The 11,911-nt window shown below is 63.3% G+C and carries 7 protein-coding genes and 4 pseudogenes; 5 read left to right on the top strand and 6 right to left on the bottom strand.

Annotated features, from left to right (window positions below; all coding sequences use genetic code 11):
• The 6 genes and pseudogenes from B4U45_RS02095 to B4U45_RS02070 all read right to left on the bottom strand — a co-directional run.
• Positions 1–191 (bottom strand): annotated as a pseudogene (locus B4U45_RS02095) (transposase); the annotation flags it as partial.
• A gap of 83 nt (positions 192–274) precedes the next feature.
• Positions 275–750, bottom strand: a pseudogene (locus tag B4U45_RS28820) (putative alpha/beta hydrolase); the annotation flags it as partial.
• A gap of 4 nt (positions 751–754) precedes the next feature.
• Complete coding sequence (locus tag B4U45_RS02085; protein WP_075545198.1) at positions 755–1,747, bottom strand: hypothetical protein; 993 nt, start codon at positions 1,745–1,747, stop codon at positions 755–757.
• Between the two features lie 694 nt (positions 1,748–2,441).
• Positions 2,442–2,546: pseudogene (locus tag B4U45_RS30245) on the bottom strand (hypothetical protein); the annotation flags it as partial.
• A 176-nt stretch (positions 2,547–2,722) separates the two neighbouring features.
• On the bottom strand, positions 2,723–4,885 hold the full coding sequence (locus B4U45_RS02075) for a DUF5631 domain-containing protein (RefSeq protein ID WP_075545199.1): 2,163 nt from the start codon (positions 4,883–4,885) through the stop codon (positions 2,723–2,725).
• Complete coding sequence (locus B4U45_RS02070; protein WP_371687232.1) at positions 4,875–5,480, bottom strand: hypothetical protein; 606 nt, start codon at positions 5,478–5,480, stop codon at positions 4,875–4,877. The genes B4U45_RS02075 and B4U45_RS02070 overlap by 11 nt, the downstream gene beginning before the upstream one ends.
• A 480-nt stretch (positions 5,481–5,960) precedes the next feature.
• Here B4U45_RS02070 and B4U45_RS02065 point away from each other — a divergent pair, with 480 nt between their 5' ends.
• The 5 genes and pseudogenes from B4U45_RS02065 to B4U45_RS02045 all read left to right on the top strand — a co-directional run.
• Complete coding sequence (locus B4U45_RS02065) at positions 5,961–6,860, top strand: hypothetical protein (RefSeq protein WP_075545084.1); 900 nt, start codon at positions 5,961–5,963, stop codon at positions 6,858–6,860.
• Positions 6,861–7,106: 246 nt separating this feature from the next.
• Complete coding sequence (locus tag B4U45_RS28815) at positions 7,107–7,796, top strand: hypothetical protein (protein ID WP_075545086.1); 690 nt, start codon at positions 7,107–7,109, stop codon at positions 7,794–7,796.
• Positions 7,797–8,310: 514 nt separating this feature from the next.
• Positions 8,311–10,977, top strand: a complete 2,667-nt coding sequence (locus tag B4U45_RS02055) for a TNT domain-containing protein (RefSeq protein ID WP_219859299.1) — start codon at positions 8,311–8,313, stop codon at positions 10,975–10,977.
• On the top strand, positions 10,974–11,498 hold the full coding sequence (locus tag B4U45_RS02050) for a TNT antitoxin family protein (RefSeq protein ID WP_082275212.1): 525 nt from the start codon (positions 10,974–10,976) through the stop codon (positions 11,496–11,498). Before B4U45_RS02055 ends, B4U45_RS02050 begins: the two co-directional genes overlap by 4 nt.
• 247 nt (positions 11,499–11,745) lie before the next feature.
• A pseudogene (locus B4U45_RS02045) lies at positions 11,746–11,911 on the top strand (ISL3 family transposase); the annotation flags it as partial.

The raw sequence follows: 11,911 nt of genomic DNA, 5'->3' as shown, positions 1-11,911 counted from the left end.
CCCTCCTTGCGCAGCAGCGCCCCCCGGGCACCCGGCTCGGTCAGCAACTCGTACTGCTCGAGAATGCCGAGCTTGTACTCCGCGGTGAACGTCCGCCGTTTCGGCCGCTTCTCACGCGGCCCCTTGCCGCTACCCACGTTCCCATCATCGGCCACCGCCACCGCGGCGGTATCGGCCAGTGTCATCGTCACGGAATCAGAATCCAGTCCTCGCCCTGCTTCTCAACAGAAGACTCATCTACTTCAACGTCTCACACAGGTTAGACAGAGAGGGCTGCCCGTGTTTCGGCAACGGCGTCGTCGCACAGCGCATTGGCCTCCGTTTGATCGTCGGCGGCGAGGGCCTCACCGATCTCGCAGTCGATATCTTCAAGGTCCTGTTCGAGCGCTGAGATGTACCACCCGGCGGACCGTTGTGCCTGGGCCAGAGTGGCCGCAATATTCTCCAAATCGACGGCGATCCTGGGCAATTGCGCGGCCTGGAGCTTCAGCGACGTGGTTACGCGCTGCACCTCGGCGGAGTCGTTGATTGGGTGCTCGCCGTTCTCCCGGTTCCAGGCCCATTCGAAACGCGCAGCGCCTGGTTGAAGGCCGCGTCGGCCTCGGCCGTTGAGGCACCGGCGTCATGGAAAGCTTTGGCCAGGTCGGAAATCTGCGCTGGACGACCCGCTTGGAGGCTCCGGTTGATCGCCCACGGATCACCGCCGGCTTCGGCAATTAGCAAGGCGATGCTGACGCAGTGGAGTTGCATTGAATCACCGGATTATGACCTCGCGCAACGCTTCCAGCGCATCGGTAGCGGCTTGTCGCACCACGTCGCGCTGCACGTCGACACCCATTGCGTCGCCGCGCATCTCAGCAACAATCGCCGAAGCCATCGCCCGCTGCTCCGCTCTCCGGTAAGCGTGCTCAATAGTTTCGGCGGTAGCGGCTTCAAGCAACACGCTGTCCAGGTCGCTCAGCAGCGCGCGCACGTCGCGCATGTCGCGGTCGGCGCGGGTCAGCACACGGCGTTCGTTCCAGCGTCGAATCAGGCACTCGTAGACCGACTCCCGGGCCATACGAACGGTCTCGAGCAGCGGGCCATAGGTGAGATTGCTCCCCGGCTGGCGGTCCACCAGGTGCCGGACAGCAATCATCAGTTCGCCCGCCGCGTCTAGCTCGGTCGAAGCCTCGCCACGCATCCTCCGAACGACCTCGGCATGGATCGCGGCGACTGGCGCGGGCGCACCAGCAGCTTCGGTAGCCATCGTGCCGTGCGCTAACCGGCGAATCGCGCCGGCGGCAATGCGATCAATGGCAACGCGCTGCAGCTCGACACCCAGTGCGTCGCCGCCGATCTCGGCCACAACTGCCGCGGCCATCGCCTGCCGTTCCGTATCCGCGTAGGCCTGTTCAATAGCTGCCGCTTCGATGGCCGCCAACAACACGTTCAGCACATCAATCAGCAGCGCGCGCACATCGCGCTGACCCGAAAGCCATTGCCGCTGGCGCGCATCCAGCACCTCGCGGCGTGCGTCGCACAGCTGGTTCAGGTGCGCGTACACCTGTGCGCGAGCCGCCTCGATGGCCTGGTACAGCACGCCATGGGCGATGACGCTTGGCCGCGGTGCGTTATCAAGCTCGTATCGCACTGCAAGAAGGAGGTCGAAGGCCGCTTCGGCCGCTATGGACACCTCGCCGCCCTGCAATTGGCGTTCGACCTCCGCGCAAATCATGTCGAACGGCGGCGACGGATCGTCACTCACCGCCGTCGGTTTTTTCGTCGGGCCCGGTGCGGCCGGGGTCCTTGTAGTCGGGCAGCAGGATCCGTCGCGTGGACCTGGTGACGACCGGCGGTTTGTCGTCTCCTGTCTTCACCGGAACACTCGGCGGGGCCGTTAGGCGGCCCTTGACCGGCTGGCCGTTGGGCACGCCTGGTGCCGTCACTCGCTTCTCGACCGGCTTGTCCTTGCTGCCGCCTTCGCCACCGTGGCCCATCGCCCCCGGCGGGATCATCGGCATGCCGGTCCCGCCCATCGGGGTCGACGTAGAAGGCGTGCCGCCGGTCGGCGTCGCCGCGACCGACTTAGCCTGTGCCCCAGCAGGAGTCGTCGGCGGTGATGACGTCGGCACAGGTGGCGGGCCCAGATAGCCGGTTGGGGTCGTGCCGCCGACGCCCCCTCCGCCGGCGCCAAGGCCTCCCGCGCCACCGCCGGCGCCGCCACCTAGCCCTGGGTCTTTACCGACGCTGTCGACAAGTTGCGCCGCGTCCCCAGCCGCCAGTCCCTCAGCGCCATGGCCTTGCTGAAGCGCGCTCATCAGCGGCTGCATCGCGCCCTGCCCGGCTTGCATAGCCTGTTGCGGAAGCTGGGTGAGTGGCCCCAAGATGCCGCCGACCGCGCCTCCGAGTGCACCGGTGATGCCTGACACCGCCTGTTGGATCATCTGCGTAGCCTGCTGCGCGCCGCCCTGGGCGCCGACGCCCTGGAACTGTTGCGCCGCGTCCGCCTCGTTGGCCGGAAACTTGCTTGCGGCGTCGGCCGCATGTGCTCGACGATCGGCGTCGTCGGCCGCGATGTCGGCGTTGGTGGTTGGCAGATCGGCGTTTGTGGCCATGCCAAACGCACTCAGGCCCGTGCCGATGGACGACGGATCACCGGCGTGTACAGGTCCTGATGAAAGCGGTACCGGACCGAGCATGCCGGCTGCCGCTCCATAGCTTCCCGGATCCGACGTGATTGTCATGCGCATCTCCTCATTGAGGTGGCCGCGATTGCCCAGGCGAGATGATAGTTCGCCCTAGTTTGGTCGCCGTCGATCAGTGCGTTGATAGCCGCCAACAGCATCCAGTCGACGGTTGAAGCGTATTCATGATCCGGGTATGCGGCCAGCACCGATCGGCAAATCTCGGCGGCTGTTTCATGGAGCATTTCGACTTCGTTGTCGGGCACGCCGTATTTGCGCGCGGCGGCCACTGCGACCGCTTGTGCTATTCGGGGTAGTCCGTCGCGGCGACGTACGGCTTCGGCCAGTGTGGGTCCAAACTCGTCGATTTGCGGTGTGACGCGCGCTGTGCGGTCTCCGGTTAGCGCGGGCGTGTCGGGTCCTGGCTCGCCGATGTAGCCGTGGGGTTGGTATACCGCGGCCAGGGTGACTGCGCCGAGCAGATCCACAGCGCTGGCATCACGGCGTCGCGCAGCCGGCTCGAGCAGCATCACGTGAGCGGGTAGCCGGACGTGCGGCGGAATCCAGCCGCAGGCCAGGTCGGTGACCAGCAGGGTGATTCGTCCGCCATCGCGTAGGCCGGCCGCCCATGACAGTCCTGGTTCTTGTCGGGCTACTGCATCGACTATGTGCCGCAGCCGCTGCTGTTCGACGGCGCGGTTGCCCGAATCGCCGGTTGCGGCCCCCGCTGTTGCAGCGACCGTGGCGCTTGCCACCTGCGAGGAACTACTGGCCGATTGGGCCTGGACTGCGGTGTGTGCATCGGCCTTTGCTGCCGGCGAGACCACCGCACCGCCGGCTGATGGCGACGACGACGAGGAGGCCGCCACCGCGGCACCCGAGACCGGACCGGTGGGAACTGACGATGGGGCAGGCGCGGCTACGGCGGGGGGACGCAGATCCGAGCCGTATGCGGGTAACGGCCCCACCGGGGCACTACCAACCACCGGGGCAACCGATCCAGTCCCTGGACCACCGGCGAACATCGGTGACACCGTGGTCATGGCATTGGTGGGTGCCGGCGACACCGCCGGCGCCGGTGCCGGAGCCGACGCACTGGGGTCGGCAATATGGGGCACACCGGCCACACCGGTTGCTATTGGGGGCGCGGCTGCCATCGGTGCAGTAGGGGGCGCAATAGCAGGTTCGGCCTGCGTCGCTGGTGTCGCAGCCGCGTTCATCACACCCGCCGACAACGACTGTGAACCGGCAGCCGCCGGTGCGCCCATCGTCATGCCGGTCGCAACCGACTGGCCAAACGACTGCGGCGATAGCTGAGGAGCGGATGCGGCCGGTGCTGACACACCGGGCACCGACGGGCCACCAAGGCCGATTGCGGGCGCACCCTGGGGCACTGGCGGTGCAACGGGACCTGGGGGCGGCGATGTGGGCACCTGGCCAGGACCGAGCGCTGCCTTTGGCGGTCGTACGAGCTGGTCACTGGCGTCAGCCGTTGCCGGCACAACGGGTACTTGCCCAGCGCCGTGCCCTGACGCTGCAGGTGATACCGGCGCGTCACCTGCGCCAGCCGGTCCAGATGCAGGGTTTAACTGACCCGCACCAAACCCTGGTGCTGACGACTCTGAAGGAGCATTCAAATCCTCGGCGGTGATTGGTCGCGATGGTGGTGGGCCATCGAGGTTCACGCCATGGTCACGCAGCCATTTCCGAGCATCGCCACCGATGGTGGCGTCGAGCACCCGCTGCGTCGCGTCGACAATGTTCGACATTGCAATACCCGCCGCGTGGGCCGCGCTCGCGTTCTTTTCAGCAATGACCTCGTTTACGGCGGTGACTTTCGACTCCGGCGACCCCGTGCCCGAAAGAATCCGGTCGATCTCCTCATTACCCGACCGGGCGATATCCGTCAGCCGGTCGCGTAAGTTGTTCACCGCATCCGCCACACGGTCACTCTGGCGACTCTTGACGTCACACTGCTGGGCGATAGTGGTCAGACGCTGCTCGCCGCGCCAATAACGCTCCATCAAATCCTCGGCGGTACGCCCCTGATTTACCGCCAAATGCGACCGTTGGTTTTGCAGATCGCGCGCCTCGTTGTTCTTCAGCTGCGCCATCTGACGCCAATACGTGACCGCAGCCGTCTGCGCATCAGGCCGTGCACACCACCACGGACCCACCAAAACCGCCGACCACTTGCCCGGTGGCAGATCAGCCGCCACCGCAAAGTGCCTTCATCTGTGCGTCTTTGGCAATGACGTCATCGGACGCCGTACGCCATGCCGGGTCGTCACGCCCTCTTGCAAAGCTGGCCACGGCAGTACTGTTGCTGTAGGCGTCAGCCAATGCAAGAGCGGCGATGCGGTCCCCACGAGCTAATGCCGGTGCCGCGCTCACTGCTTGTTGCAGCATCACCGCCCCGTTGACTGTGGAAATATTGGCCAGCGCCGGGTCGTCGCGGTTGGTTTGAATTTGGACAGCACGCGCCGCCAGCTTGTACACATCACATACCTTTTGGTGCGCGGCGGCGACTTCTGCGGCGGTGTAGGTCGGCGCGGACGTTGCCGGGCCTGCGGTTGTTCCGCCCGTCGTAGGGCGGGTCAATGCCACGATCAAAGCTGCGGCACCGAGTAAGGCGGCAACGACCGACAGCGCTACTGCTGGCCAGGTGCGGGGGCGTGCTGGGGGGTAGGTGGGAAATGGCGGTGTCCGCTGCTCCGCCGGCGGGTAGTTGGTCGTCACGTCAGTAAGGCTATTCTTGCTGCTGCCTGTGCGCACTCCAGTGCGTGTTGTCGATGGCAGCTGCGGCTGCTGCATCGACGCCGTGATTCGGGATGGACGTCCTGGCAATCAAGTCCATTGCCAGGCAGAATCGTTCATCGGTGCGGCCAGGCTCGCAATCACGTCCGGCTGCCATTTCGCACTTGGCGGGATCGGGATCGTCCGGACTCCGCGGCAGAAGTGGTTGCACACGTAAATTTCGGATACGCCCTATGCTCCCCACATGGAGATGCTGAGGGTTGATCCGGGAAGCGTGCGGGCGATGGCTCTCCGGTTGCACGTGCGTGCTGGTGAGCTGGGCGCCAGCACGCCGCCGATTGAGTCGTCGTGTCACCCGTCCGTAGCGGCGGTAATCGCCGGGCATGCTGCTGTGGCGACTGCTGCGGAGTCGCTCACGGGTCGGGTGCAGGCCAGTGCAGCTAAGGTCGCCGCTGGCGACGCTAGCTATATCAACAATGAGGCCACCTCGGCGGCCGAGCTAGCTGCGGTAGCAGATCCGCTAAGGGGCTGGTAGCAATGGCGGCCGCAAGTGGGTCTTTTCCGAGTTTGTCGCAGCTTTTGTCCTGGCCCATAGAGCATCTCACCCGGGCGGCTGACTATTGGGTGACTACCGGCAATCGTTGGTATGAGGTCTTCAGCCAGAACTGGCGGGACAGTCTTTCGGTCGACTGGAAGGGCAATGGAGCGGAGGCGCTGCGCACTCGGACCTACGCCGACCATAAAGCGGTCGGCGAGTTAGCCGACCAATTGTATGAGGCGGCCAAGGTCGCGCGCGGCGCGGCGTCCGATTTGTATGCGGCCAGGTCGCGGGTGCGGTACGCGGTTGAAGACGCCCGCGACGCTGGATTCCATATCGGTGAAAATCTCTGCGTCACTGATCGCTCGGCGGGCGGCTCATCTGCGGTGCGAGCTGCCGGGCAAGCCCAGGCTCAAGCATTTGCTGCCGACATCCGCCAGCGCGCCATGCAACTGGTTGGGCTGGATCAGCAAATCGCTGCCAGAGTTACGACCGCAATGGCCGGCGTCGGCAACATCTTCCCAGCGGATAATCCGACAACAACTACTACAACAACGCCTCCATCCCCTCCGAAATGTGATCCTGAAGACATTGCAAAACTTATGAGGAAAATCGACGAATGGAACAAGAGGGACGCGGAACTTACTGATGAAATCAATGCCTACAATCGTGAAAAACATGATTTCAATATTAACGACCCAGAGGAGCGCAGAAAGGCGGAAGACTATATCCGGCGTGGACAAGAGTTGCAGGCTAAGAAAGACAAGCTATTGTATGATCAGAGAATCTTTATTCGGCAAGTGACGGAGTGCGGCGCGAAGATTGTCGACGGCCATATACAGTGGCCCGACGGGTCAACGAGTCCGACTCCCACGCCGACCCCAGGCCCAACCCGCTGAGCCCACATGCAGATACCGCAGATCACTCGGCGAGGTAGGACTTTGTACGCAGCGGCGCCGATAATCCTGACCGCCGCCCTGGCTCTGGGCACTGTCTGCTGCGCGTCGAATGCCAGCGACAAGTCGTCGGGCACAACGTCATCGAGCGTTAAGTCCTCCGCCTCATTTGCCCCACCTCCGCCGTCGATCAACGCGCCGACGTTGACGTCGGGGCCAGTGACCGCGCTGCAACCAGGGTCTCCAATCATGGTTGGTGACTTGGCCGCCACCATGGTGTGCAAAGCCGGCTTCTATATCGACTACCCCGATGCGAATCATGGCGGTCAGCGGCTGCGCGGCTTCATCACCGCGGCGCAATGTGCTCAAGGTGCTGCGCATGCGCCGGTGTCGGTGATGAAGATGCAGGCCGCCGGCGAACCACCCCGTCGAATCAAAGTCGGCGAAATCACCTACGTCGCCCCGGGCGATGTACCACCAGCAGTTGCCAACGAACCGTGGACGATCCCGAATTCCCCCCTGGCGATATTCAGTTCCGGTCAGCCAGCTTGGGCGGTTCCGGTGGACATCAAAGTCAACGACCAGATGCCGACAGGCGCAACCGTTCAGGCGGTACAGCCAGTCGAACAGCGCAAGGCGCCTGCGAGGTGGAGCAACGTCGACGGAGTCGTCGTCACGGGACACGTGCTCGACCCGGCCTCCACGCCGGATCTGAAGGACCTGCCCGCTGGCGTGGCTCGCGTCGTCGTGGCTGCCGACGACACCACCAAGCCGATTGAACAGTGGGTGCTCGGTTCTCCGGTCACCGTGGACCTCGATGGCACCATCTACAACCTCGGCGTAATCACCGGCGTCGACGAGACAAGGCACTGGATCGTGGTCGACCTCATCAATCCGCTTCTCGTCCAACAAGATGCCCGCCTGATCACGGCTAGGTAAGGGCCCGAAGTCCCTCCATCCATGGGCGGATTTGCGTGGACAACGCGTACTCATGGCGCGAAACCGCCAGTGAATCTTTGCGATTCAGCGCTCTTGGCCAGTTAGGGTGCGCCGCTGTGGAGCAGCCAGCGGCGCCAGTCCGACCGCGGAAGTCTCACACGCGTACATCAGCAATTCCGGCGGCAACCGGTGACTTATAAACAGCACCACGCGGACGCCGCACTGCGCCGAGTCCAACCGCATTACCACTCACAGCTGTGAAGACCGAGACCGTGGGGCGGTGGTGAATTGAATTGACCAGCAAGACAACTGTCGAGAACTTTGCCGGCAGCTAACGGGGTTCAGCTCGGCGCTCGTCGATACTGCTGATGGAATTGCTGTCAGCCAGGACGTATCGGCCACCCAGGACAACAGCACGCCTGGTCCGCGTTGCGTGGGTGACGCAGACATCTGAGGACCCGAGACTGGACTCGGTGAATGGCGACACTGCGCGCCATAGGGCAAAATTCCGCGCGTGGCTCCGCTGGCGGTCGACCCTGATGTGATGTTCACCGCGGGCAGTGCGGTGGCTGCTGTTGGTGAGGATCTGGTGGCCGCGTTGGGTTCGTTGACGGCTGGTTTTGGGGCCAATACTGGTCAGGATGCGGCTGGTGACATGTTTGGGCTGGCGTATCAGGATGCGGCGAAGTCGCTGTTGAAGGCTGCCGCGGCGGTGATCAACGCTTGCCGTGATAACGGCGCCAAGATTCAACTGTCCGCGTCGAATTATTCCAGGGCTGAAGCGGCGTCCACGTTGGGCGGTGGCAGTGGTGTTTTGCCGGCGCCGCACGATCCGGAGCAGTTTTCGGCTCCTGGTCCACCGGGGACGTTGGGTGCAGGCCCGCCCCCGCCGATGCTGTGGCGGGTTGTGGAGCTGTTTGTCGGTGATTTGTGGCCTAACGGGGATGTGGCGGGATTGCATGCGGCCGCGGGGTGTTGGCGTGGTTTTGCTGCGGCACTCGGGGGGGCGGAGCAGGGGCTTAATGGACCGAAGGCGGTGATCGCCGGGCAAGAGATTCCGGAAGGGCCTCTGATTCAGCCGGTCTTGTCCGAGCTTGGCGCCGCGATGGCAGGCGTGGGCAAGCAGTGTGAACAGTTGGCCGGCGCCCTCGATTATTTCGCTGACGAGGTGGCCCACGCGCAAAACGCCATTCGAGACCTGCTGCACCGGTTGGGGTCGGCGTCAGGGTTGTGGCACGAGGTGGTGTCGGTCTTTGACGGCGATGCGCTGCAAGAGGTCAAAGAGATCGCTGAGGACATCAAGGCGGTGCTGCACAACTTGGGTCGTGAAGCGCAGGCCAAGGAGCGGGCGATGCAGCGTGGAATGGGGATCGCTGATGGTTTGGTGCGCGGGATGCAGCGCTATGTGCGCGGTGAGTTGACGCATTTTCTGGGCACCGAGGTTGGCAATCCGCTGGCGACGGTTTTCGATTTCTTCAGCAACGTCACGGAGGGTGTCTACCAGGCGGCGTTCTCGACGGTGCATGGTATGGATCAGCTCAGCCCGCGGCATTTTCTGACCGATCCCGAGGGTGCGGCGGCTGCTTGGGAGGGGCTGGATGTGACGGCGGTGCGTTCGCTTCCGGTTTATGCCCTGGTGGATCCCGACGGTGCGGCGCAGACCTGGAAGGGCTTGCTGCATTTCGACGATTGGAGTCGGGATCGGCCTGGGCTGGGGTTGGGGGAGAACGTCTTTGATGTTGGGATCTTGGCGCTTGGGGTTGGCGAGGTCAGGCGTTTCGGCGCGGGCGGGCGTGCTGTGGAGGAAGGCGTCGCCGAGGAAGAAGGCAGTGGCGGTAAGGGTGTCGGAGCGCCGGGTGGTGGCGGGCGGTTGGGTGATATCACCCACTCCGGTGAGGCGCTGACGACTGAGCTGGAGGACCTCGGGGGGGATGTGCCCAAGGCTGATCCGAAGCCCAGCGGCGAACCCTCGGCCTTGCCGACGGGAGAGCCCCCGCGGGCACCGGTTGAGGCCACGCAACCCACGGAATCCACCACACCGAGCACGACCACAGCCGAGTCGCCCACTGCCCCAACGAGATCCGTGACCTCGGGGCCGGTTGACTCACGAGTCCCGGCCACGCCTGCGGCGTCGAGTCCGTCTCCCGCACCCGCTGCGGCGGGCGACCAAATGCCGTCGACCACTTCGCGCCCGCCTGAAACGGTGTCCGCCTCAGTGCCACCAGAGGCAACGTCCGTCAAGCCAGCACCCGCCGCGCCCGCGCCTGCGGGTCCTACGTCGCTATCCGCGGCGCCCCGCGCGCTAGGCCCCGGAGAAATCTCGTCCCGAGCTGGTCCCACCCAACTACCAGCAGGGCATAGCGGTACCGCGCGCGCCCTTGGTGACGGTGTTGCACCGCCTCGGCAACCACCCGAAGCACCAACGCGCGGTGGCCGGTACGGGTCTGGCGACGACCTCCGAGCCGGCGGCCACACACAGGAACCACCGTCACCGGGAGGTGATGCTCCACCGCAGCCGGGCGACGCTTGCACCCCGGACGAACGCCAAGATCCGGTACATTCTCACGAGCCGTCGGGCGACGGATGGCATCGACTACCGGATGAACAAATTGACCCGCATTACGGGGAACCGCTATCGCGGCATTGGGATTTTCCAGATGACCCGATGGATCCAAGTAAAATCAGTCGAGACGTTGCAAGACTTGTTGATGATCCCGAAGCGCCGTTTGGTCGCGACCCGCAAGGGCGTGCGTATACTAAACAGGAATACGCTTTACGTTATAACAAGGTAGGAAATGAAGGTCAACACTGGGGCAATTTTCCGCTTAACGACGGCGCCGTACCGGGAACACGGGTGGCCTATACTGACCCGGCGGGTTACTTGAAGGATTATGGTCCTCTGCTTGACCGCATCGGCAGCGATAACGGTAAATATTTGGCTGTTATGCAAGACGGCAAGCCCGCTTCGTGGGAACAGCGTGCGCTTCACGTAGATTCCCTTCGGGAACCTTATCGCGCATATACATTTGGTGACCTGCCAGACGGGTGGAGTATCGAGGTGTCGGAGGTCGCGCCTGGAGTTGCTCAACCAGGCGGCTCTATACAGGTCCGGGTATTCGATGATGAGGGCGTAGTGCGACGTGTAACGGAACTAACCAAAATAGGAGTACTGCGCAAATGACGAACGGTGTGGATCTTACGCCGGATTTACAGGCGTGGGGTCGACGTGCGGGCCTAGACATGGTCCAGGGGTCGCAAACTAATGATGGCCGGACAGTGATCTGGAGCAACGTGGGGGAGGTTCGATACTTTATCAGCAACGTCGAAGGTTGGTATGTTATTACGTGTTCTGATCGCATGGGTCCCGAGGCTTATGAGTTCGCAGCAGAGTCGATGCCCGTCATAGAAAAGTATCTCTATGGAGTCTTTGGAGCATCAGTTCGAAGTAGTGCGGGACTTCCGTACATACGTGCACCATTCCATCGCGACGAATTGCGGCCGGGATATAGCATCGGCAAGCGGGATTTTGCTGGACGAGAACGGCACACCCTCATTGATCACACCGGAAAGGTCGTTGCGATTACAGCGGTGGACAGGCTAGTCGAATTATCCCACTATTTGGATGCAACTATTGATCTCATCAAGAATTCTTATCTCGCTGCTGACGGCAAGCCTCTTTTTACTTTATGGCGCGAAAATTAGGAAGTAGTAGGCAGCGGCTATTCTCCGGAGTCAATTGATAAGCACCAACCCAGCAGTGTCTTCAAGTTGACCATTGATGACAGGCGCTGCCGAAGGCGTGCATCTGAGGCTGTTGTCATAGACGGTGGAGATATACCGGCTCTTCGCAGATGAGGGTGTAGAGGTGGTCGGCGCGTCGTTGCCGGGATAGGGGTCGAGGTCTTCCGAAGATGAGGGTTCCTACACACCTGATCTGGAAGACCTCGACATGCCTGACGCTACCTTCGCTTGCCCTGATCTGACCACGTTCTGCCGCCTTGATGAGCTCGGGATGGAGGTGACTGGACAACGCCTGGGACCCGAGCAGGCGGTGCTGGCGTGCCGGATCGTCGGCGACGACTCGTGGTGTCGGCGCTGCGGCGAGCAAGGTGCGG

The organism is Mycobacterium persicum, assembly GCF_002086915.1.
Lineage (GTDB): Bacteria > Actinomycetota > Actinomycetes > Mycobacteriales > Mycobacteriaceae > Mycobacterium > Mycobacterium persicum.
Note: the sequence above shows the minus strand (reverse complement) of the source record. Positions and strands in the feature narration are given on the sequence as shown.